This window comes from Xanthomonas sp. NCPPB 3582, assembly GCF_041475735.2.
Classification (GTDB): Bacteria; Pseudomonadota; Gammaproteobacteria; order Xanthomonadales; family Xanthomonadaceae; genus Xanthomonas; species Xanthomonas codiaei.
In genome coordinates, this window is sequence record NZ_CM192968.1 from 759,648 (window position 1) to 782,070 (window position 22,423).

At 66.7% G+C, this 22,423-nt stretch carries 21 protein-coding genes; 9 read left to right on the plus strand and 12 right to left on the minus strand.

Annotation, left to right across the window (positions count from 1 at the left end; translation table 11 throughout):
* Positions 1 to 28: 28 nt before the first annotated feature.
* The 3 genes from cydB to ACCQ05_RS03220 form a co-directional block, all read right to left on the minus strand.
* A complete protein-coding gene (cydB, locus tag ACCQ05_RS03210; protein ID WP_372392909.1) occupies positions 29 to 1,051 on the minus strand; it encodes a cytochrome d ubiquinol oxidase subunit II in 1,023 nt (340 codons plus the stop codon).
* A complete protein-coding gene (locus ACCQ05_RS03215; protein ID WP_372392910.1) occupies positions 1,042 to 2,451 on the minus strand; it encodes a cytochrome ubiquinol oxidase subunit I in 1,410 nt (469 codons plus the stop codon). Before ACCQ05_RS03215 ends, cydB begins: the two co-directional genes overlap by 10 nt.
* Positions 2,452 to 2,719: 268 nt before the next feature.
* Positions 2,720 to 3,001: a hypothetical protein gene (locus ACCQ05_RS03220; protein ID WP_372392911.1), complete on the minus strand. Its 282-nt coding sequence runs from the start codon at positions 2,999 to 3,001 to the stop codon at positions 2,720 to 2,722.
* 522 nt (positions 3,002 to 3,523) lie between these two features.
* Here ACCQ05_RS03220 and ACCQ05_RS03225 point away from each other — a divergent pair.
* The gene (locus tag ACCQ05_RS03225; RefSeq protein WP_372392912.1) at positions 3,524 to 4,804 is read left to right on the plus strand and encodes a sigma-54-dependent transcriptional regulator; all 1,281 of its coding nucleotides are present in this window, start codon (positions 3,524 to 3,526) and stop codon (positions 4,802 to 4,804) included.
* Positions 4,804 to 5,043 (plus strand): hypothetical protein, encoded by a 240-nt coding sequence (locus ACCQ05_RS03230; protein ID WP_372392913.1) that lies wholly within the window; start codon positions 4,804 to 4,806, stop codon positions 5,041 to 5,043. The genes ACCQ05_RS03225 and ACCQ05_RS03230 overlap by 1 nt, the downstream gene beginning before the upstream one ends.
* A 98-nt stretch (positions 5,044 to 5,141) precedes the next feature.
* Here the strand turns inward: ACCQ05_RS03230 and ACCQ05_RS03235 are convergent, their stop codons facing one another.
* Both ACCQ05_RS03235 and ACCQ05_RS03240 read right to left on the minus strand, forming a co-directional pair.
* A complete protein-coding gene (locus ACCQ05_RS03235) occupies positions 5,142 to 6,041 on the minus strand; it encodes a manganese catalase family protein (RefSeq protein ID WP_372392914.1) in 900 nt (299 codons plus the stop codon).
* Between the two features lie 128 nt (positions 6,042 to 6,169).
* Entirely contained in the window at positions 6,170 to 6,676 is a 507-nt protein-coding gene (locus tag ACCQ05_RS03240) for a YciE/YciF ferroxidase family protein (RefSeq protein WP_104541974.1), read from the minus strand.
* A 425-nt stretch (positions 6,677 to 7,101) separates the two neighbouring features.
* Between ACCQ05_RS03240 and ACCQ05_RS03245 the strand changes: the two genes are divergently transcribed.
* Positions 7,102 to 7,296, plus strand: coding sequence for a hypothetical protein (locus ACCQ05_RS03245; protein WP_372392915.1), 195 nt, complete (start codon positions 7,102 to 7,104; stop codon positions 7,294 to 7,296).
* A 12-nt stretch (positions 7,297 to 7,308) separates the two neighbouring features.
* Here ACCQ05_RS03245 and ACCQ05_RS03250 read toward each other — a convergent pair whose 3' ends face one another.
* Positions 7,309 to 8,526, minus strand: coding sequence for an FAD-dependent oxidoreductase (locus tag ACCQ05_RS03250; RefSeq protein ID WP_372392916.1), 1,218 nt, complete (start codon positions 8,524 to 8,526; stop codon positions 7,309 to 7,311).
* Between the two features lie 278 nt (positions 8,527 to 8,804).
* On the opposite strand from ACCQ05_RS03250, the gene ACCQ05_RS03255 reads away from it, so the two are divergent.
* From ACCQ05_RS03255 to ACCQ05_RS03270, 4 genes are all read left to right on the plus strand, one after another.
* Positions 8,805 to 10,103 (plus strand): sensor histidine kinase, encoded by a 1,299-nt coding sequence (locus ACCQ05_RS03255; RefSeq protein ID WP_372392917.1) that lies wholly within the window; start codon positions 8,805 to 8,807, stop codon positions 10,101 to 10,103.
* Positions 10,100 to 10,876 (plus strand): LytR/AlgR family response regulator transcription factor, encoded by a 777-nt coding sequence (locus ACCQ05_RS03260; RefSeq protein WP_372392918.1) that lies wholly within the window; start codon positions 10,100 to 10,102, stop codon positions 10,874 to 10,876. The genes ACCQ05_RS03255 and ACCQ05_RS03260 overlap by 4 nt, the downstream gene beginning before the upstream one ends.
* Positions 10,877 to 10,910: 34 nt before the next feature.
* A complete protein-coding gene (locus ACCQ05_RS03265; protein ID WP_228964656.1) occupies positions 10,911 to 11,282 on the plus strand; it encodes a hypothetical protein in 372 nt (123 codons plus the stop codon).
* A gap of 242 nt (positions 11,283 to 11,524) precedes the next feature.
* Positions 11,525 to 13,120: an APC family permease gene (locus ACCQ05_RS03270; RefSeq protein ID WP_372392920.1), complete on the plus strand. Its 1,596-nt coding sequence runs from the start codon at positions 11,525 to 11,527 to the stop codon at positions 13,118 to 13,120.
* Between the two features lie 227 nt (positions 13,121 to 13,347).
* Here ACCQ05_RS03270 and ACCQ05_RS03275 read toward each other — a convergent pair whose 3' ends face one another.
* Positions 13,348 to 13,950: a hypothetical protein gene (locus ACCQ05_RS03275; protein ID WP_372392921.1), complete on the minus strand. Its 603-nt coding sequence runs from the start codon at positions 13,948 to 13,950 to the stop codon at positions 13,348 to 13,350.
* 371 nt (positions 13,951 to 14,321) lie between these two features.
* Between ACCQ05_RS03275 and ACCQ05_RS03280 the strand changes: the two genes are divergently transcribed.
* Positions 14,322 to 15,254 (plus strand): oxygenase MpaB family protein, encoded by a 933-nt coding sequence (locus ACCQ05_RS03280; protein ID WP_372392922.1) that lies wholly within the window; start codon positions 14,322 to 14,324, stop codon positions 15,252 to 15,254.
* A 49-nt stretch (positions 15,255 to 15,303) separates the two neighbouring features.
* Here the strand turns inward: ACCQ05_RS03280 and ACCQ05_RS03285 are convergent, their stop codons facing one another.
* From ACCQ05_RS03285 to ACCQ05_RS03305, 5 genes are all read right to left on the minus strand, one after another.
* Positions 15,304 to 17,373, minus strand: a complete 2,070-nt coding sequence (locus tag ACCQ05_RS03285; RefSeq protein WP_372392924.1) for a M13 family metallopeptidase — start codon at positions 17,371 to 17,373, stop codon at positions 15,304 to 15,306.
* 148 nt (positions 17,374 to 17,521) lie between these two features.
* Entirely contained in the window at positions 17,522 to 18,217 is a 696-nt protein-coding gene (locus tag ACCQ05_RS03290) for a glycosyltransferase (protein ID WP_372392925.1), read from the minus strand.
* Between the two features lie 257 nt (positions 18,218 to 18,474).
* Positions 18,475 to 19,470: an aldo/keto reductase gene (locus ACCQ05_RS03295; protein ID WP_372392926.1), complete on the minus strand. Its 996-nt coding sequence runs from the start codon at positions 19,468 to 19,470 to the stop codon at positions 18,475 to 18,477.
* Positions 19,471 to 19,816: 346 nt separating this feature from the next.
* The gene (locus ACCQ05_RS03300) at positions 19,817 to 20,386 is read right to left on the minus strand and encodes a flavodoxin family protein (protein ID WP_372392927.1); all 570 of its coding nucleotides are present in this window, start codon (positions 20,384 to 20,386) and stop codon (positions 19,817 to 19,819) included.
* 93 nt (positions 20,387 to 20,479) lie between these two features.
* Positions 20,480 to 21,376 carry a LysR family transcriptional regulator gene (locus ACCQ05_RS03305; RefSeq protein WP_228964648.1) on the minus strand — a complete coding sequence of 299 codons (897 nt, stop codon included), beginning with the start codon at positions 21,374 to 21,376 and terminating at the stop codon, positions 20,480 to 20,482.
* 237 nt (positions 21,377 to 21,613) lie between these two features.
* On the opposite strand from ACCQ05_RS03305, the gene ACCQ05_RS03310 reads away from it, so the two are divergent.
* Entirely contained in the window at positions 21,614 to 22,420 is an 807-nt protein-coding gene (locus ACCQ05_RS03310) for a dioxygenase family protein (RefSeq protein ID WP_372392929.1), read from the plus strand.
* Positions 22,421 to 22,423 lie beyond the last annotated feature (3 nt).

The following is a 22,423-nucleotide window of genomic DNA, read 5'->3' on the forward strand; positions in this document are numbered from 1 at the left end:
CGGCCATTGCCGTCATCGCAGGTTGCATTCAATGATGATGGTGGTACCCGACGTCGGCGGCGATCTTGCCGCGGAACACGCGGTATGACCAGACGGTGTAACCAAGCACCAGCGGCAATAACACGATCAGCCCCACCATCGGGAAGACCTGCGATGAAGGCGGCGAAGCGGCCTGCCAGATCGTGAAGCTCGGTGGCACCAGATACGGCCACATGCCCAGGACCAGGCCGATGAAGCCCAGCACGAAGATCGCCAACGTCAACAAGAACGGCGAGGCGTCGCTGCGCGAGCGATCGCTGCTGCGCCACAATGCAAGGGCCACCGCGGCGGTGATCAGCGGTATCGGCGACAGCCACCAGAAGTTGCCGCGCTCGAACCAGCGTGCCATCACGTGCGAGCTCAGAAACGGCAACCAGGCGCTGACCAGGACAAGGAAGGTCACCACCACGCCAACCAGCGGCTTGGTCAGCTGCCGCGCCAGCGCATGGGTGCGGCCGTCGGTCTTGAGGATCAACCAGGTGCTGCCAAGCAACGCATAGCCGAATACCAGCGCCGCACCGGTGAGAATGGTGAACGGGCTGAACCAGCCGAACACGCCGCCGGTATAGCGGCCATTTTCCAGCGGCATTCCTTCCACCAGGGCGCCCAGGATGATGCCTTGCGCGAATGCGGTCAGGATCGACCCGCCGATGAAGGAAAGCGTCCACAGCCGCCGCGACCGATGCGCCTTGAAGCGGAATTCGAACGCCACGCCGCGAAACACCAGCGCCATCACCATCAGCAACACCGGCAAGTACAGCCCCGACAGGATCACCGCATAGGCGGCCGGGAAGGCGGCGAACAGGCCTGCGCCGCCAAGGACCAGCCAGGTCTCGTTACCGTCCCAGATCGGCGCGGCCGTGTTCATCATCAGGTCCACTTCCTGCTCGTCGCGGGCAAACGGCGCCAGCATGCCCAGCCCGAGCACGAAGCCATCCAGCACCACGTACATCAGCACGCCGAAGCCGATCACCCCGAACCACACCACCGGCAACCAGTAGCTCAGTTCCATGGTGGATTCTCCTGTTCCAGGGAAGTATCGGCGGCCGACAACGGACGTGCCGGCGTATGTTCGCCGCCGGCCACGTCCGGCCCCTCGCGGCTGGCCTGCGGGCCGGTGCGGACCAGTTTGGTCAGATACCAGATGCCGAAACCGAACACGAAGGCATAGCCCAGCACATACACCAGCAGGGACACCGCAACGGTCACCGTCGATTGCGGGCCCACCGCATCGGCCGTGCGCAGCAAGCCGTAGATCACCCACGGCTGGCGGCCGATCTCGGTGACGAACCAGCCGGCCACCAGCGCAATAAAGCCGGCCGGCAGCATGGCATTCCAGGCCAGAACCAGCATTCGCGCATGCAATCGGCCCCGCCACCACGCCAGGGCAGACAGCCAGGCCAGCAGCAACATCGCCATGCCCAGGCCGACCATGATGCGGAATGCAAAGAACACTGGCGCCACCGGAGGCCGCCGATCGCGCGGCACCGAGGTCAACGGGGTGATGTCGCCGTCGATGCTGTGGGTCAGGATCAGGCTGCCCAGGCGCGGGATGGCCACCTCGTAGTCGTTGCGCTCGGCCTCGGCATTGGGCAGCGCAAAGACCACCAGCGGCACGCCGGTACCGGCAGCGGCGCCATGCCAATGCGCTTCCATCGCCGCCACCTTGAGCGGCTGATGTTGGAGCGTGTTCAAACCGTGCTGGTCGCCCGCCAGGATCTGGATCGGCAGCACGATGGCTGCAAAGGCCACCGCCAGCCGCAACATGCGCCCGGCCGCATCCACATGCACGCCCTTGCGCAGGTAGTAGGCACCGACGCCACCGATCACAAAGCAGGTGGTGATGAACGAGCCCAGCGCCATATGCACCAGGCGATACGGAAACGAGGGATTGAAGACGATCTGTGCCCAGCTCACCGGCTGCACGATCCCCTCGACCATGGTGTAGCCCTGCGGCGTATGCAGCCAGCTGTTGGACGACAGGATCCAGAAGGTGGACACCAGGGTGCCGATCGCCACCATGCAGGTGGCGAAGAAGTGCAGCCGTTCCGAGACCCGGCCCCAGCCGAACAGCATCACGCCCAGGAAGCTGGCTTCCAGGAAGAACGCGGTGAGCACTTCGTAGCTCAGCAGCGGCCCGATCACGCTGCCGGCGATGCGGCTGAGCTCCGGCCAGTTCGCGCCGAACTGGAACGCCATCACGATGCCGCTGACCACGCCCATGCCGAATGACACGGCGAAGATCCGCAGCCAGAAGAAGTACAGCCGCTTCCAGGCCTCATCGTGTGTGCGCAGCCACCGCCATTCCAGAAAGCCCAGGAAGTTCGCCAGCCCGATGGTGAAGGCCGGGAACAGCACATGAAACGAGATGACGAAGGCGAACTGGATGCGGGACAGCAGCAGCGCTTCCACGTGGATCTCCCGGGGAGTGAGTGCGCGTACGGTGGCGAAGGCTGCGTCGGTGCCGCAGCGACCAAGCGGTACTGGCAACCCCAATGGTCAGGTCGCCTGCGCCCAGGCGCGCAGGACAGGCGGCCCTCGCTCGCCCTGGCGGCTTCAAGCGTGCGCGCAGACCGCGCACAAAAGCGTGACCCGATACACCGTCCCAGCTGCAGACCCATGCATTTCGGCTCGCATGCCTGCCAGGCACTGGCATGCGCCGCATCGGCGCCATGCCAAGCTAGACCGCACGCAGATGCCGCAGGCAACGCGGGGCCAGCCAGTCGGCAAGCTGCGCGTGCATCGTGCCAGGGGTCAGGCACAGCGACCGGCGCACCCGTTGGATGGCGTCCTGCTCGCTGAGTTGCGGGTGCGCGTTGAAGGCCTCGCATGCGGCGCGCACCGTTTGCTCCGGAATCCCCTCGAATTTGTGATAGCCCAGCTGGCCGCGTCGATGCTCCTGACGCCAGTAGTCCAGCTCGTCCTGTACATCGGCCTGACGATAAACGGTCACTGCTTGCATGGGGCACCGCGCTCGGTCGCTTTTTCGCGAGTGTCGGCCCACCGGAAGAACGACGCCGTGAGCGCGATGTGCACGCGCTCTGCACATTCGGCACGTAGGCTGTTGGCACCGCTCCGATATCGGGTTGCCCTGCGATATCGCGCCGCTGGCCCGACGCCTGGCCAACGACATCGTGGTTGCAACGCAGCAGTACAGCGAGCTGGTCCGTTGGTGCCGGTACAACCGGGTTCACCGAAAAAAACCGGACCGAAAACACGCAAAACCTTGCGCTGTTTGGCGTTTCGACAGTCCCGATACGGTTGCCGAGCCCGACCATGACGCTTGGCACTGGCAAATTGCAGGCCGGCCGTGCGTACTGCGAGCACCGTCCACACGGCGAGCTCGACTAGGGGGTAGAGCGCCGTCCCAATCCTCGGCACGATGCGTGCGCATCCATACTTGTGGTGACATGTCAGCGCGCTTTCGCGCGGCCGTCACAATTCTCAACTGAACATGTACTAGTCATTGCGGACAGAAGCGCTCATGGACCGTCTTTCCTGCGCCATCATCGACGACGACGTGGAGTTCTGCGATCAGGTGGTGGAACTGGCCACCGATAGCGGCTTCCGCGCCAAGGGCATCCACACCCTGGGCGAAGCCAGCCGTTGGCTGGACAGCAACTTCCCGGATTTGCTGGTGGTGGATGTCGGTCTGCCCGATGGCAGCGGCTTCGACCTGATCGAACGGCTGGACCCGGATCACACCCCGCAGATCGTGGTGGTGTCGGGCGACTATGCCTATGAAACCCAGGGGCGCGCGCAGCAGTTCGGCGTCAGCGAGTTCCTGACCAAGCCCTTCGCACCGGAGCGCCTGGAGCGTGTGCTCGGCGGCCTGCGCGAAGCGCAGCAGGGCAACCTGGGCATCATCGGCAATAGCGACAGCATCGCGCTCCTGCGCAAGGACATCGTCCGCGTGGCGCCAACCGACCTGAATGTGCTGGTGACCGGCGAAACCGGGACCGGCAAGGACCTGGTCGCGCGTGCCATCCATCGGGTGTCCGGCCGTCGCGGCCGTTTCGTGCCGGTCAATTGCGGTGCGATTCCGGAAGAATTGCTGGCCAGCCAGCTGTTCGGCCATGAGCGTGGCAGCTTCACCGGCGCCGATCGCCGGCATGCCGGATTTCTGGAACAGGCAGCCGGCGGCACGCTGTTCCTGGACGAAATCGGCGAGATGCCCAAGCGCCTGCAGGTCTACCTGCTGCGTGCGATCGAGTCGCGCAGCTTCATGCGGGTTGGTGGCAACGAAGAAATCCCGCTGGACGCGCGCGTGGTCGCCGCCACCCATCAGCATGTGCAACGCGAGCAGGCCGTACTGCGCGAGGATCTGTTCTACCGCCTCAACGAGTACCCGATCCAGGTGCCGCCGCTGCGCGAACGCCGCGGCGATGCACGCGTGCTGGGCCTGCGCGCCATCGACGAACTCAACGTCAAGTACGGCAAGCGCAAGCTGCCGACCAAATCGCTGCTGCGCTACCTGGCCTATCACGCATGGCCGGGCAACGTGCGCGAGCTGCGCTCGTTCATCCATTATCTGTATCTGCGTTCGGATGGCGATCTGCTGAGCGCACCGGATGTGGAGCAGACCGTGCCTCAGGCCGCCGAAGACGGCTTGCTGATTCCTGCCGGCTGGACCATGCGCCAGGCCGAGGACGCCATGATCGAATCGGCATTGGCACGGACGCGCTTCAACAAGAAGGCGGCCGCGCGCGAGTTGGGCATCAGCGTGCGTACGCTGCACAACCGGCTCAGCGACAAGGATGCGTAGTGGCTGACGCACCGACCGAGCGGCACGAACTGCTGCATCAGCTGCGCAACCGGCTCAATGTGATGGGCTTTGCGCTGTATGCCCTGCGCGGCGACAGCTCCAAACCCATGGAAACGCTGCGCAATGCGCATCAATCGGCAACGGCTCTGCTCAACCAGCTGGGTGAGCAAGAGCGCGCCTTGGAGCAAGCCATGCACACGCCCGCAGACACCGCGCCAAAGGACGCCATCGGCAGCTGAGGCCAGGTGCCGACGCCGGCGTGGTTCGACCACGCCCGGGCGGCTGAGAAGTGGTACCGGTGCCTGCGCAAGGTGGACGCCGAGGCGTCCAACTCGAGTCAGCGCTGGATATCGCCGGTGGTGGAACCGGCGCCCGGTCCTGCGCCCAGATCCGCGCCAGTGACACGGTCCAGCTCCGGGTTGGACAGCAGCCGCTGCGACATGGCCGCGACGGCCTTGGCCTGCGATGCATCGAGCTTGACCGATGCCGTTCCATCCCCGCCATCCACGGCTGCCTGTGCATCGCGATCGGCCACCATCTCCCACTGCTCGCCGGTATTCCAGGGGCCGACCGCATCGCCTTCCCCTTGCGACATGTTGTAGTACGTATCGGTGAAGCGCGGGTCGCCCGGCAACTTGCCCGGCGGGAAGTTCGGCTCGATCGCGTACAACGCCTTTTCGAAGGATTTTTGATGCGCCACTTCGCGTGTCATCAAGAAACGCAGCGCATCGACGATGCCGGGATCGTTGGTCACCGTGATCAGGCGCTCGTACACGAGCTTGGCGCGCGCTTCGGCGGCGATGTTGGAGCGCATGTCGGCAGTCGGGCAGCCAATCGAATCCACATACGCGGCCGTCCACGGCGCTCCGGAAGAGTTCACCAACGCCGGGCCACCGCCGTGGAGAATCTGCTGGGTGTGGCTGGTGCTGTTCTGGGTCATGCGACGCATGTCCATCGCTTCTTCCATGCCTTCGGACAGCACCGCCTTGGGACCCTGATTGAGCATGGCGATGATGGAACCGATGATCTCCAGGTGGCTGAGTTCCTCGGTGGCGATATCGAACAACAGGTCCTTGCGGCCTGGATCGCTTTCGCCCAGCGCCTGGGTGAAATAGCGCATGGCGGCGGCGAGTTCGCCCTGTGGCCCACCGAACTGCTCCAGCATCAACGTGGCCAGCTCCGGATTGGGCTCGGCAACACGCACGGTGTACATCAAACGCTTGTTATGCATGAACATGAAGATGTTCCTTGGCTGGCGCCCGGCAACTACGACGACTCGGTGAGCGTGCAGACACATGGGGGCATTGGCTGAGAGACCCGCACGGAGTGCGGGCCAGTGCAGGGCGTTGCGCCCTGCGGGATGCATCAGGCCGCCTTGCGGGCCTTGGCGGCTTTCTGGTTGCCGCCCTGTTCGGCGAGCAGGGTCAGCTTTTCGTCGGTGGCTTTTTCTTCTTCCAGCGTGGCCAGCAACAGCGGCAGCGCATCGGCATAGCCCAGCTGCTTGGCCATGGCGGCGATGGTGCCGTAGGAGGCGATCTCGTAGTGCTCCACCTTTTGTGCGCCGCCGATCAGCGCCGCATCGCGTACCGGGCCGGCCTCGATTTCATCGATGACTTCGCGGCTTTCTTCCACCAGGCCTTCCATCGCCGCACACTTGATGCGTTTGAGCTTGATGCCGAGCAGCTCCACCACCTGGTCGATGCGTTCGATCTGGCCCTGGGTCTCTTCCAGATGGGTTTCGAATGCGTCCTTCAACTTCGGCTCGGTGGCGGCGCGGGCCAGGCGCGGCAGCGACTTGGTGAGCTGTTTCTCGGCGCTGTAGATATCCGACAGCTCGTGAATGAATAATTCTTCGACGGTCTTGATCGCCATGGGTGGCTCCTGGAATGGGCAGAGAGGTTGGTGGTAATGGCGTCCCCACAGGCGCGGGGGCACCGTTTTGCCGATCGCGTTGCAACCAACGCGTACGTAATTGCCGGCGGCACTGCGATGTGGACGCAACTGTCGCGGTCTGCTGCGACGGAGCGGCGCGCCTGCAAGGCGGTGCTGCGTGATCGCCAAGCTAGCGTCGCAGGTGTTAGCGGGATCGGTGCATCGGGTGATCCCGACGCGACAACGGCCTGTGCCGTAGCGCAGCCGCACTCGCGTGTCGTCCAACGAACGCAAGCGGTGACGATTCGATATGCCGCCAGGTAACGCGCATGCCAACGGCCGCGCAGCTGCATTGCAACGAGTGGCTGCATGCCAACGCGCGGATGCGTTACAACACCGCATCACCGGCAGACGCGAGACACTGCATGACACCCTTGGATAAACCGTTACGCCGCGCACTTCATCTCGGCGAGCAGGTCTACACGCTGGTCATCGATCCGCATGGCCTGAAACTCGTGGAAAAAGGCAGACGCAAGGGCGTGAGCCTGCGCTGGGACGAGCTGGTCAGCGGCGATGCGGCAGTGGCCCGCGCGCTGCAGGCCTCGCTGGAAGACCGCTAGGGGCGCGGCGACTCAGCTGGCCGGGAACAGACGCGCCAGTTCGCGCACGGCCGCTTCGCTGGCGGCGCGGTCGGGCATGGCATCGGCATTGTCGAAATCGTGGGCACCTTGCGATTGCACCAGCAATCCATCGCGACGCGGCACCACGTTGAGGTTGTGGCCGCGCCAGACCAGCCCATAGGTGACCTCCGGTTGCGGGATCAGGCGTGCGGTCTGCCCGCGCACCGGGATCACGCTCGTATCGCCGAGCAGGGCGCGCGCGCCGTAGCCGGTGGCATTGACCAGGATCTTTTCGTGCAACTGACCGAACTGGCGCGGGTGTTCGAAACTGCGCGTGTACAGTTCGCCGCCGGCCTGCAGGAAGTCCTGCAGCAGCAGGCGCGCGTAGGCGCTGATGTTGAAGGTCAGCTGGCCATAGCGGCGCACGAACGGCACCGGGAATGGATGGCTGCCGGCTGCCAGTGGCTGCGAACGGGGGCCAAGATCGCGCAGCAGCGTGCGTTCCAGCGGTGGGTAGTCCGGTTCGTGCGCTTCGGCCGATGCGATCGGTTGATCGAACGGCAGGTCCGACAACACGTAGCCATCGCGCCATTCGATCGGCTCGCCGGGCAGGCCGAGCAGGGTCTGGTAGCGGCGAAAGGAGATCCGCGCCATCTCTTCCCAGCGTGTCTTGAAATCGGCGTCGGCGTACGCGCTGGTGCACACGCGCGAATCCGGCGACCACACCCCGGTGGCGTAGAACGAGCGCACGTCCGGCAGGCGCTCGCGCGCATAGATACGCACGCGCAGGCCGGCGCGTTGCGCCACCACCGCCGTGGTCAGGCCGATCGCGCCGCAGCCGATCACCGCCAGCTCGCGGGCGTCGGCATCGGCGGCGCGCACCAGCCGCAGTGCATGTTCTGCGGCGCCCCACGACAGCGACCAGCCGCTGCCGCCGTGCCCGTAGTTGTGCACCACCGTCTTGCGGCCGATGCGTTCGGCCTCGATGCGCGGGCCTTGCGCGTGGAACGGCCGGGTGCAGCCGTCGATGGCGATGATGCGATCGACCGACGCACGCATCGGCACCAGCGGCGGCGCTGCGGCGAAGCGAGCGGACAACGCATCCGGCGGCGAAGACGCGGGCAAGGCTGTGGACGCTGCGGTGCCGGTCTTGCCGGCGGCGGCCCAGCTGGCGGTCGAAGCAGCCGCGAGCGCAAGCCCGGCGCTGTGCAGGAAATGACGTCGGTGCATGCGATTCCCGGGATGGTGGATGGATGGCCAGGCTGTCGTCGGGTGACTGCGCGCTCATGGCGGACGCCGATGGTACTGCCATCACTGGCGACATGGTCGCGCTGGCCAGGGACGATGGCCAGCGCGACGCCGCAACCGCAACTGCTGCCAGGTCTGGCCGGGTTCGTCCGTCGAATCCGGCATTTGGGGTCGTGTCGGCGGCCATTCGTCGCCTGGGGCTGTCGTCGCCACGCGCGGCGGCTATGCTCGCTCCCGTCCACTCAACGAGCGCCTTGTCCGTGTCTGCCAGCGTCTTTCTGATCGTGCGTCTCGTGTTCGCCTGGGCTGGCGCATTGGTGGTGGCGGCGATCATGTGGGCGCAGCTGTTCGGCTCGACCGGTGCGTTCTTCGGGCTGGTGTGCATCGTGCTGCTGACGCTGGCCCTGATGAGCGCGATCACCCATGTGCGGCGCGTGCGCCTGATCGCCGGGCGGTTGGATCACGACACCTTGTCTACCCGCCAGCGGCGTCAGATCGAAGTGCCGCTGGAAGCGCGGGCCAGTTTCGCGGTGGTGGAAGAGGCGGTGCGTGCGCTGCCGCGCGTGCAGGACATCGAGTGCGCGCCGGGCAGCCTGCTGATCCGCGCACGGGTGCGTCGCATCGACCCATACGAAGGCCGCAAGCCCTCGCGCTGGAATCTGTTCGCGCGCTTTGCCATCACCCACAACCAGGTGCTGGCGACGATCACCCCGGGGCAGGGCACCAGCAGCGTCACCGTGTTGTGCGAGCCCGATGCCGGTGCGTGGGTGGATCTGTTTGCGGTCGACGAAGGCAGCAACTACGAGAACGCCGAGGCGATCAACCGCGCAGTGGTACGCCGGGTTGGCGAACAACGCCGCGACGAGCAGGCGGCGGTGGAGCAATCGGTGATGGAGAAGGAGCTGGCGGTGGCGCGGCTGAACCTTCTGCATGCCCAGGTGGAGCCGCATTTCCTCTACAACACGCTGGCCAGCGCGCAGGTGCTGGCGCGGACCGATCCGCCGCGTGCCGACATCATGATCGGGCACTTGATCCAGTACCTGCGCCGCTCGCTGCCCAGCGCCGACGATGCCACCTCCACCCTGGGCGAGGAACTCGAACGCACCCAGGCCTACCTGGAGATCCTGCGCATCCGCATGGGCGCGCGGTTGGCGCTGCAGGTGGAAGTGCCCTACGAACTGCGCGGCCTGACCCTGCCGTCGATGATGCTGCAGACCCTGGTGGAAAACGCCATCAAGCACGGACTGGAACCCAAACCCGGCGGCGGCACCGTGTGGATCCTGGCTCGCCGTCTCGACGACCAGGCCACGCTCACCGTGGCCGATGACGGCCAGGGCTTCAACACGCACAGCCATGGTACCGGCATCGGCCTGAAGAATCTGCGCGAGCGCCTGCAGCTGATCTACGCCGGCCAGGCGAGCTTTGCCATCGTCTCCAATTTCCCCAGCGGCGTGGCGGCCACCATCACCCTGCCGCTGCCGGCGCCGCTTGCCAACCCGCTGCGGCAACCGCCGCCGTTGCCCGAGGCTGCGGTTTCCATCGCAAAGGGGCAGGCATGAGCGCGCTGCGTGCGGTGATCGCCGAAGACGAGGCGCTGCTGCGGCAGTCGTTGCTGGCACTGCTGGCCGAGGTCTGCCCGCAGCTGCAGGTGGTGGGCGAGTGCGAAGACGGCGCCGCCGCGCTGGAGGCCATCGCCAGCCAGCAACCGGATGTGGTGTTCCTGGATATCCGCATGCCCGGGCTGACCGGCATCGAGGTGGCGCGTGCGATGCGCGAGGTCAGTCCGCGCACCCAGGTGGTGTTCGTCACCGCCTACGACCAGTACGCCATCGATGCCTTCGAACACGGCGCGGTGGACTATCTGCTCAAACCGATCAGCCGGCAGCGGCTGCAGGCCACCTGGCAGCGCGTGCAGCAACGCGCCGCCGCCGGCCAGGCCGATGGCGGCCTGCTGGAGGCCTTGCTACAGCGCCTGTCCGCACGCCCGGCCGCCGCCAATGCGCCGGCGCCGCTGGCCTGGCTGACCGCCAGCAGCGGCCGCGAGACGCGCCTGATCGCCCTGGACGAGGTGGCGTATTTCCAGGCCGATCAGAAATACACCACGGTGATGACCGCCGCCGGCGAAGCGGTGCTGCGCACCCCGCTGCGCGAGTTGCTCGACGCGCTCGACCCCCAGGTGTTCAAGCAGATCCACCGCTCGACCATCGTCAACATGAAGGCGGTGGCCTCGGTGGTCCGCGACGACACCGGCAAGGGCCGGCTGCACCTGCGTGGCCGCAGCGAGACGCTCACCGTCAGCCAGCCCTTCATGAGCCTGTTCCGCGGCATGTAATCCCCCGTTCGCATCGACTGAAAGGACTGCCCTCATGCGCCTGCTCGCCTCCCTGATCTATTGCCTGCTGGCCCTGGCCGGCTGCCACGAACGCACCGGCACCACCTCGATCACCCGCGCCATCAGCGATGGGCGCGATGTGATCTTCAGCAAGACCCTGGTCACCGACACCGAGACCAACGTGCATTGCCTGGCCAGCAGCAGCGGCCAGTGCCACTACCTGGTGTACGAAGAGCAATGCCCCGCTGCTGCTGTCGGCAGCAGGGCGCCGGCTGCGGGCTGCGCACGCCGCACGCTGGACCAGTTCGCGCTGCTGCCGGGCCAGATCCGTGCCTTGCGCGGCATGACCAAGGCCGCGCACACCTGCGTGGATGCCACCGCGCCTGGCGCCGACTGCCACGGCTAGGACGTGTCCATCGTGCGGCGACAGGCGACAGGCAACAGTGCTTGCACCTGCACTGCCGCGATCGTGGGAAGCTGCCACGTCCGGCTGGTGCTGTCCGCCTGCGCGCAAGCCTGGGCTGCCGAGGCGATCGACGTCCCCGCTGCGCAGATATGGGCCTGAATACGCACTGACGGCAAGCGGCCGCTTCTGCGATGATTGCCGGCTTGTGCCGATTCACGGCGCCATCACTGTCAGGCTTCTTCATGTCCGAACATTCGTTGCGCCGCGACGTCGGCCCCTTTGCGCTCATGCTCACCGGCCTGGGCTCGATCATCGGTTCTGGCTGGCTGTTCGGCGCCTGGCGCGCGGCCGGGCTGGCCGGTCCGGGTGCGATCTGGGCCTGGGTGCTGGGCGCGGCGATCATCACCACCATCGCGCTGTCCTATGCCGAACTTGGCGCCATGTTTCCCGAGTCCGGCGGCATGGTGCGCTACAGCCATTACTCGCACGGCTCGCTGGTGGGCTTCATCGCCGGCTGGGCCAACTGGATCGCCATCGTCTCGGTCATCCCGGTCGAAGCCGAGGCCTCGGTGCAGTACATGGCCTCCTGGCCCTGGGCCTGGGCGCAAGGGCTGTACGTGCAGGCGCCTGGCGGGGCCGGCGAACTGTCGGTGCCGGGCCTGCTGATTTCGGCGGTGCTGGTGTTGGTTTACTTCTTCCTGAACTTCTGGAGCGTCAAGCTGTTCGCGCGCTCCAATACCTTGATCACCGTGTTCAAGCTGGTGGTGCCGGCCGCCACCGGCGTGGCCTTGATCGCCAGCGGCTTCCATAGCGAAAACTTCAGCGTCGGCATCCACGGCGATGCGCACGTGATCGACCTGGCCGCGGTGCTGACCGCGGTGGCCACCGCCGGCATCGTCTTCAGCTTCAATGGCTTCCAGAGCCCGGTGAACCTGGCCGGCGAGGCGCGCAATCCCGGGCGCAGCATCCCGTTCGCGGTGCTGGGCTCGATCGCGCTGGCCACGCTGGTCTACGTGATCCTGCAGGTGGCCTACATCGGCGCGGTGCCGCCGGACCTGCTGGCCAAGGCCGGCTGGCACGGCATCGACTTCCGCTCGCCGTTCGCCGAGCTGGCCATCATCGTCAACCTGCACTGGCTGGCGATGCTGCTGTACATCGATGCGTTCGTCAGCCCCAGCGGCACCGGCATCACCTATACCGCGACCACCGCGCGTATGGTCTACGGCATGGAGAAGAACGGCACCATGCCGGCCGTGCTGGGCAAGCTGCACCCGGTCTGGGGCGTGCCGCGCATGGCGATGTTCTTCAACCTGGCGGTGTCGTTCGTGTTCCTGTTCTTCTTCCGCGGCTGGGGCACGCTGGCGGCGGTGATCTCGGTGGCGACCATCATTTCCTACCTTACCGGCCCGATCAGCGCGATGGCGCTGCGTCGCCACGCACCGGAACTGCATCGCCCGTTGCGCATCGCCGCGTTGCCGGTGCTGGCCGGCGTGGCCTTCGTGATGGCCACCGAGCTGCTGTACTGGGCGCGCTGGCCGCTGACCGGCGAGATCATCCTGCTGATGGTGGTGGCGCTGCCGGTGTACTGCTACTACCAGGCCAAGCAGGGCTGGCCGGACCTGCGCCGCAACCTCAAGGGCGCGGCCTGGATGATCTGCTACCTGCCCACCATCGCATTGGTGTCGTGGGCCGGCAGCACCGACTTCGGCGGCCATGGCTACCTGAGCTACGGTACCGACCTGGCGGTGGTCGCGGCAGTCGGCGCGGTGTTCTACATCTGGGGCGTGCGCAGCGGCTGGCGTACCCCGTCGGTGGAACAGGCGGTGGCGCGGGCCTGAGTGGCTTGGGCGTCCCTGTCTGCGGGCGTGCAGTTGTGCCGTGCGCGCCTGATGCGACGCTGCATCCACTGGCCTGGGGAGTTCGGATGTAGCGACAGCGGCCTCTCCAGGCTCTGATCAAGACGCGAACACGAACGGCCGGTGCGTGTGCACCGGCCGTTCGTGTATCTGACCCGCTGTTCAACGCACATCCCGCCTGACTGCAGACCTTGGGGGTGGTGCGTCGTCTACCCCGCGTTGGCCACCAGCCGTGGCGCGCCATCGAAGCGGTCCAGGTCGCGCAGTAATTCCGTATAGCGACGCAGCCGGCCCATCTCGCGCATGTTGACGATGTCCTCGTGGCGCAGTTCGCGCTTGGAAGTCACTTCCTGCTTGTAGCGCAGGACCTCGGGGTAGCGACGGGCCATGTCCAGGGCGTCGGCAACGCACTCGACCGAGTCGGCATCCGGCGCGACGCGTGCGCGGCTGTTGAAGGCGCGCAGCCAGCGCTCGAAGCCTGCGCTGTGATCGAACAGGTCGGCGATGTACCACATGATGAACAGGATCGAGACCCAGGAGGTGAAGATGATCACCACGCGACTGAAGGTCAGGTGGTAATCGTTCTGCCATAGCTGATGGGTGATGACACCCAGCAGGACCAGCGAGATCGCCTGCCAGCCGATGATCGAGGCGATGACCCACTGCTTCTTGGCCACCTTGAGCAGATCGAGCTCTGCATCGAGCTGCTCATCGGTCTTGTCGCGCCAGAAGGCGACCTGCTCGTCGAAGGAGCGCCGATGGAGTGCGTTGTCCTGCAATAGCAGGCCCAAACCCTGGAACAAAGCGATCATGACAAGCTCCTGACGGATGGCTGGTACGAGCGGCTTGCTGCACCGGTGGTGGCTGGTGCCCTGGAGCGACCGACGCGCCGTCGTACGATGCGGGGCGGATGTCGGACGACCCTAGTTCTAGCACTTTCGCTGTGCATGGCAATGCCTGGAGCGAACCGATGGCCGCGCAATCCTGCGCAGCCGCGCACAAAACGCTGAATTCAGGCGGTTTGGCGGCCATGGTGCACAACCGGGCCAGCCGTGCGCGGGCGATCTTGTTGCACTGCACACCGAGCCACGCGGCAGGCGCGCCATCTCGGCCGCGCCTGCCAGGGGCGATCGGCCGCCACATCCATGGGGTTGGATCATCGGCGGGCCGGTATGATCGCCGCATGTCTTCGGTTTTACGCACGCTCACCGCCCCCGCCGCCGAACAGATCCGCCGCTGGGTGCTGGGCGCGTTTCCGCGTGGCCAGAGCAGCATCGAATACGACCAGCCGCTGGGCGACCCCGGCCTCTTCGGGCCCGACAGCGTCACCTGGCGCGTGCATTCGGAGTTTCCGGGCATGTTGTCCGGTGGGCTATGTGCCTTGATGTTGCAACTGCTGCACCCGCGCGCGCTGGCCGGTGTCTACGACCACTCCAACTTCCGCTCCGACCTGATCGGGCGGCTGCGCCGTACCACCAACTTCGTGGCCGGCACCACCTACGCGCCGCAGGCCGAGGCCGAACAGCTCATCGCGCGCGTGCGGCGCATCCATGCGCAGATCCGCGGCCACACCGCCGACGGCGTGCCTTACCAGGCCAACGATCCTGCGTTGCTGACCTGGGTGCATGTGACCGAGGCCTACGGGTTCCTGCAGGGCTGCCGTCGCTATTGCCGCGACGTGCCGGTGGCCATTGCCGACCGCTACTACGATGAGGCACGGCGCGTGGCCGAAGCGCTGGGCGCCAGCGAGGTGCCTGCCAGCGAGGCTCAGGTGGAGGCCTACTTCGCCTCGGTGCGCGGCGAACTGCGCATGGACGCGCGTTCGCGCGAGGTACTCGACATCCTGACCAGCATCCAGTTGCCGGTGCCGGCGGCCGGATTGTCGCGCGGCGTCTTCCTCGGCGCCGGCACCGCATTGCTACCGGCCTGGGCCAGCGACATGCTCGGCCGCACCACGACCCAGCGCGCACGGGCGCGCGCGTCGGCGCGCGTGTTGCGCAGCCTGTCGCCGCTGTTTCGCACGGCCTTGCGCGATGGCCTGTCGGCGCGCGCCTGCCGCCGCATGCAGCTGCCTCCGGCTATGTTGCTGGAGTGGCCCGCACCTGCGCGAGTGTGACCGGTCGCGAACGGCCTGCGTGGTCAGCCCCGCAGACCGCGACGCATCGCTACCAGATCCTGACCCGTTGCTCGGGTGCCAGATAGAGCTGCTGGCCTTGCTTCACATCGAAGGCCGGATACCAGGCGTCCAGGTTGCGCACGGTCTGCGCGCGGAAGCGGCCGGGTGCGTGCACGTCGGTGAGCACGGCGTTGCGCAGCGCCGCATCGCGGTACTTGCCGCGCCAAGCCTGGGCGAATCCCAGGAAAAAGCGCTGATCCGGGCTGAAGCCGTCGATGGTCCGTGGCTGCTTGCCCTGCAGCGACAGCTGGTAGGCGTCGTAGGCGGTGGCCAGGCCGGCGACATCGGCGATGTTTTCGCCCAGGGTCAGCTTGCCGTTGACCGAGAGATCGTCGAATGGCTTGTAGGCGCCGAACTGCGCGGCAAGCGCGTTGCCGGCGGTTTCGAACTTCTTCAGATCCTGTGGCGTCCACCAGTTGTGGAGTTCGCCGTGCTCGTCGAACAGGGCGCCCATGTTGTCGAAGCTGTGGCTGATCTCGTGGCCGATCACCGCGCCGATGGCGCCGTAGTTCACGGCATCGTCGGCGGCCGGGTCGAAGAACGGCGGTTGCAGGATCGCGGCGGGGAAGATCAGGCGATTTTCCAGCGGCACGTTCAGCGCGTTGACCTCCTGCGGCAGCATGTACCACTCGCGGTGATCGACGGCCTTGCCGAGCTTGGCCAGATTGCGGCGGTACTCGAACAGGCCGGCGCGTTCCACGTTGCCCAGCGCATCGTCGCGCCGCACCTCGAGGGCGCTGTAGTCGCGCCAGCTGTCCGGGTAGCCCACCGCCACCGTCAATCCGGCGATCTTGGCCTTGGCGTGCTGCTTGGTCTGCGGTGTCATCCACGCCAGCGCATCGATGCGCTTGTCGAACGCGGCGATCAGGTTCTTGACCATCTCTTCGGCGCGCGCCTTGGTCTGCGCGCTGACGTATTTCTGCACATAGCGCTTGCCCACCGCTTCGCCCAAGGCGGCGTTGGTGGCGTCGATGCCGCGCTTCCAGCGCTGGCGCTGCTGCGGCGTGCCTTCCAGGGTGCTGCCGTAGAACGCGAAGCGCTCATCGGCGAACGCCTTGGACAGATACGGCGAGGCGCGATCGAGCGCGCGAAAACTCAGGTAATCCTTCCAGGTCTGCAGCGGTTCGGAGTGCACCAGCGCCGACAGCCCGCTGATCGCCTGTGGCTGCCAGACGATGAAATCCTGCTGTGCCTTGAGACCTGCGGCATCGAAGAACACGCCCCAGTCCAGGCCCGGTGCGCGATGGACAAAATCGGCCTGTTTCCAGGCGTTCGCACCGGCCTGGACGTTGTTGGTCTGCTCGGGGCTGGCATGCACGCGCGCCATCGCCGTTTCAAGCGCCAGGATGCGCTCGGCCCTGGCCTGTGCATCGTCGATGCCGGCCAGCTCCAGCAACTTGACGATATGCGCGCGGTAGGCCTCGCGCAGCTGCGCCATGCGCCCGCCGTCCAGGTAGAAGCTGCGCTCGGGCATGCCCAGGCCGCCCTGCACCAGATACGGCACGTAGCGGCCGGGGTGGTGCAGATCCTGCGAGACCCACAGGCCGAACAGACGGTCGGTATGGAAATTGGTCGCGTTGAGCAGATCCACGTCAGCGCGCAATTGCCCGCCCAGGGTCCGCGCCAGCGCCTGCTTGTCGTCCAGTTGCGCAATCGCCTCCAGCTCCGGTTGTACCGGATGCACGCCCTTGGCCTCGATGCTGGCCTCGTCCATGTAGGCGGCGTAGTAATCACCGATCTGCTTGTCTTCGCCGGTGACGCGGTCGTTGGCGGCGGCGCCTTCGATGATGTCGCGGCTGTGGCGTTCGGTGTCGATGGCGATGCCGACGAAGCTGTTGAAACTTGCGCGGTCCTCGGGAATCTGCGTGTGCCTGACCCAGCTCCCATTGGCATGGCCGAAGAAGTCGTCGCCAGCGGCCACGCTGCGGTCCATGCCTGCGGTATCGAACCCGAACTGGCCCAGCTTGGGGGCGCTGGGCGGCGGGGTGGCATGCGTATCGCCGGCGGGCGCGGCGCCCTCGCGGTGGCAGGCTGCAGTGGTCAGGGACGCGGCAGCCATGGCAGCGATCAGGACAGGGCGATGCAAAGAAGCCATGCGGTGCAACTCGAAACCGGAACAAGAACGGCAGTGTAAGTGGCCTGCGCTGCCACGTCCCGATTCGAGGGCAGGTGCCGGTGCGTGATCGCCGGCCATGGACACGCCCGGTTCAGCGCCGCCGCTGGTACCAGAAGCCCAGCGCGTCGCGGGTCTGCAGCATGCGCCGCCCGCGCCACAGAAAGCGCAGCAGCAGGCCCAGGTGTTCGCGCTTGGAAAAACTGCGCAATTTGCGGTCGGAGGTATGCACGGTCTGGCGCAGGATCACGAAGCGTCCGCGGCGCGCCAGCGCGCGACTCAGGGCGACATCCTCGCCAGCGTAATACCGCGTATCGAAGCCGCCCGCGCTGATGAAGGCCACGCGCGTGCAGAACAGAAAACACCCTGGCGCGATGCCGGCAATGCGGAACAGCCAGCCGAAGATGGCCTGGGCAGTGCGTTCGACCCATACCCGCTTGCCATGCAGATGCACCTGCGCGCCTCCGCCCACCGCGCCGGCATCCAGTGCCTGCAGCGCTGCGCCAACCACCTGCGGGTTGACCTGGGTGTCGGCATCCAGAAACAGCAGGCGCTCGCCATGTGTGGCCTGCGCGCCTGCGTTGCGGGTGGCGGCGATGTGCTGCAGCTGCACTTCCAGTACCCGTGCACCGTTGGCGCGTGCGATGGCGGCGGTATCGTCGTCGCAGGCATCGGCCACCACGACCACTTCGTAGTCCAGCTGCATTGCCTGCGCGCAGGCATGCAGGCAGTGCAAGGTTTCGCCGATCAGTGCGGCCTCGTTGTGGGCGGGGATCACGAAGGACAGCATGGGTGCGGCCCGTGCAAAGACGGCGGTCAGTGTGCGGGCAGCGGCGATGCGGTGGTGTGAGCGCGCGTCCACCGCGCCGATCCGCTACCGCGAAGCAGGCGGGATCCGGATGCAGAGTCCGGGTGGAGCTTGCAACGCCTGCCCTGTGTAGACCGGTTGCAAGGCCTGGCGTTTGGGTTCTGGCAAATCACTGCCTGCAAATCATCGCATGAGCCCGGCTGCAAGGCCGCCGCGACGAGACGGCCATGCGGCAGTGCTCAGCGATGCACCGAGCCCATGGTCGCTTCCGGATACCGGGTGCCGGCCGCGGCCTGGGGCGGAAAGATCGCATCGATGCGCGCCAGTTCGTCCGGCATCAACGCCACATCGAGCGCGGCGAGGTTTTCCTCCAGGTAGGCCAGGCGCTTGGTGCCGGGGATGGGGATCAGGTCCTGGCCCTGTGCCAGCACCCAGGCCAGGGCCAGTTGCCCGGGGGTGATGCCCTTGTCGGCGGCAATCGCCTTGACCTGCTCCACCAGCTGCAGGTTGCGGGTGAAGTTCTCGCCCTGGAAACGCGGCGAATGGCGGCGGTAATCGTCGGCATCGAAGTCGTCGGGCGAGGAGAACGCACCGGTGAGGAAGCCGCGCCCCAGCGGCGAGTACGGCACGAAGCCGATGCCCAGTTCACGCACGGTGGCGAACACGCCGTTGTGTTCCGGCTCGCGCGACCACAGCGAATATTCGGTCTGCACCGCAGTGATGGGATGCACCGCATGCGCACGGCGGATGGTGGTGTCGGCCGCCTCGGACAATCCGAGGAAGCGCACCTTGCCCTGTTCGACCAGGCGCGACATCGCCCCGACGGTGTCTTCGATCGGCACGTTGGGGTCCACGCGATGCTGGTAGTACAGGTCGATGTGCTCCACGCCCAGGCGACGCAGGCTGGCCTCGCAGGCCGATTGCACATACGCCGGGCTGCCATCGACGCCGCGCGCCTGCGGATTGTCCGGATCGAGCTTGATGCCGAACTTGCTGGCCAGGAAGACTTCGTGCCGGCGCGTGGCAATCGCCTTGCCGACCAGCACTTCGTTGGTGTGCGGGCCGTACATGTCGGCGGTATCGAGCAGGCTGACGCCACGGTCGAGCGCGCGATGGATCACCGCGATCGATGCCGCTTCATCGCTGCGATCGCCATAGAACGCGCTCATGCCCATGCAACCCAGGCCAAGTGCGGAAACGGTGGGGCCGGAACGGCCAAGCGTACGGGTTTGCATGTGGGGGAGGCTCCGTGCAGCGGGGTAGGCGGGCAGGGTGGTGTGGTGGGCGTTAGCGCGATGTGGGTCGAGCGCGAAGGTCTGGATGCCCAGGGCCGGTGGTCATCGGCCGCAGCAGGCGTCCAGACCGATCGCCACATCAACCGCGACAACACGTGCGCCCGACCGCAGGCGCCGTCGATCATCGATCATCAGCACATCGCCTGCGGCCCGCAGGCTGCCAAGGCGGCAAGGCCATCGATGCAGCGGCACTGGCGCGGCCGTCCCACGCACGCATCCGGCATGCGTTGCCACCGGCGCGCATCCACCTGCGCCAGGCAGGCAGACGCGCGCCGATGCCGGTGGCTCAGCCGCTGAGCTTGTTGGCGAAGTCGGCAACGCGCTTGCCGAACAGCCGGGCGGTCTCCAGGTCGCCAGCGCGCGGCGCCTCGTCCGGCGAGGCGTCCGATGGCGAGATGGCCAGCGCGCCGCCCCAGCCGCCGGTCCAGTTCACGTCCTGCGGCCCGTGCGCCTTGGTGTTGGACGGCGGCAGGCCGGTGCCGACCCAGACCTGCCCGTGCTGCTGCGACAGGGTCCACAGGTACTGGATGGTGGCGTACTTGTCGCCATTGGCCGAGGCGGAGTTGGTGAAGCCGGCCGCGATCTTGTCCTTCCATGCCTGCGCAAACCACGGCTTGGAACTGTCGTCGGCAAATTTCTTGAACTGCCACGCCGGGCCGCCCATGTAGGTGGGGCTGCCATAGATGATGGCATCGGCGGCGGCGATCGCGTCCCAGGCACCGTCGGGCAGGTTGCCGTCCTGGCCGATCCGGTACAGCGTGGCTTCGGCCACGCTGGCGGCTCCTGCATGCACGGCTTCGGCCTGTTTTGCGGTATGACCGTAGCCGCTGAAGTACACGATGGCGATCTTGCTCATGGACGCTCCTGCCGGATGAAGGGGCCCGATTGTGCGCACACCAGGCGCGACAGGAACATGACCACGCACGGGACGAACTGTTGTCGTGGCCGTTCAGCCGGGCGCCGGCTCGGCCAGGCACTGGACCAGGTAATCGATGAAGCTGCGCACCTTCGGCGCCAGGTGGCTGCGGCTGGTGTAGACGGCGAAGATGCCGATGTCGCCGAGTTCGTACTCGGGAAGGATGCGTACCAGGCGGCCGCTGGCCAGATGTGCGGCGGCCAGGAAATCCGGTTGCATCACGATGCCCTGGCCGGCCAGCGCCGCCGCATTGAGGACATGGCCGTTGTTGGCGCGCAGCCCGCCGTGGACGCGCACGGCGACATCGCCGTCCGGCCCGTGAAAGCGCACCTCATCGCCGCTCGGCGAGTAGTGGTAGAGCAGGCATTCGTGGCCGGCCAGATCGGACGGATGCGTGGGGGTACCGGCGCGTGCCAGATACTCCGGCGCCGCACAGGGCAGCAGCCGAACCGTGCCCAGTTGTCGCGCGATCAGCATCGGGGCCGGCTGGCGGGTGATGCGGATGGCGACATCGAAGCCCTCTTCGACCATGTCCACCAGCCGATCGGACAGCGACAGGTCCAGGTCCACCTGCGGATAACGCGCCCGAAACCCCGGCAGCAGCGCGCCCAGGCGCTCGATCCCGTAGCTTACCGGCGCATTGACCCGCAGCACGCCGGCCGGCTCCAGCGCCTGCGCGCCAATGGTGGCCTCCAGGTCGTCCAGGTCGGCCAGCAGCTGCAGGCAGCGCTGGTAGTAGGCGGTGCCGGCGCTGGTCAGGCTGACCCGGCGCGTGGTGCGATTGAGCAGGCGGGTGCCCAGGCGTTGTTCCAGCGCGGCGACCTGCCGGGTGACGCTGGCCGTGGAGCGGTCCAGCGCCTCGGCGGCGGCGCTGAAGCCGCTGCGCTCGGCGACGGCGGTAAACACGCGCATCGCATCCAGGGTGTCCATGAGCGTTCGATTATTGCTGTGGTCGCAATAAATTATCCGAATTTGATGCGTTTATCAGAAATTTGCAGGTAATACCCTGTCGAGGTTCTTGAGCGAGCGCCTGTCCTGCCCGCCAACTCGGCGGTGGTTGGAAATACCTGGCGCTGTGGGCGTGCCGATCGTGCAGCCGCCGCCGGGCGATGGCACGTTGCGCCGAGCCGGCGCGTCGAACCCTGTTGTCTTTTCGAGGAGTCACTCATGCATCGCATGCCATCGCTGTATATCTCGCACGGATCGCCGATGACCGCCCTGCGGCCGGGCCAGGTGGGGCAACGGCTGCAGGAACTGCGGCAGCGGCTGCCGCGGCCGCGCGCCATCGTCGTGGCCAGTGCGCACTGGCTGGGGCGCCGCCCGCTGGTCAGCGATGCGGCGCGGCCAGCCACCATCCATGATTTCGGCGGCTTCCCTGCGCCGCTGTACGAGTTGAGCTATCCGGCGCCTGGCGAGCCAGCGCTGGCGCAACAGGTTGCGCGGCGGCTGGAGCAGGCCGGGCTGCATCCGCAACTGGACCCGCAGCGTGGTTTCGACCACGGCGTGTGGGTGCCGCTGCGGCTGCTGTACCCGGCGGCGGATATCCCGGTGGTGTCGGTGTCGATCCAGCCGGAACTTGGCCCGGCGCACCAGTTCGCGCTGGGGCGCGCGCTGGCGCCGCTGCGCGAGGAGGGGGTGCTGGTGATCGGTTCCGGCAGCATCACCCACAACCTGCACGATTTCCGCCAGGGCTATAGCGCCGAGCGCGAAGCGCCGTACGTGCGGCCCTTCATCGACTGGACCGAGCGCAAGCTGCTGGACAACGATATCCCGGCCTTGCTCGATTACCGCCGCCAGGCACCGTATGCCGAGCGTGCGCATCCCAGCGACGAGCACCTGTTGCCGCTGTACGTGGCGATGGGCGCGGCCGGGAGCGACCAACTCGGCGCACAGCGCATCGATGCCGGTATCGACCAGGGTTTCCTGGCCATGGACCTGTATCGCTTCGACGGCCACACCGCGCTTGCCGCCTGAGCA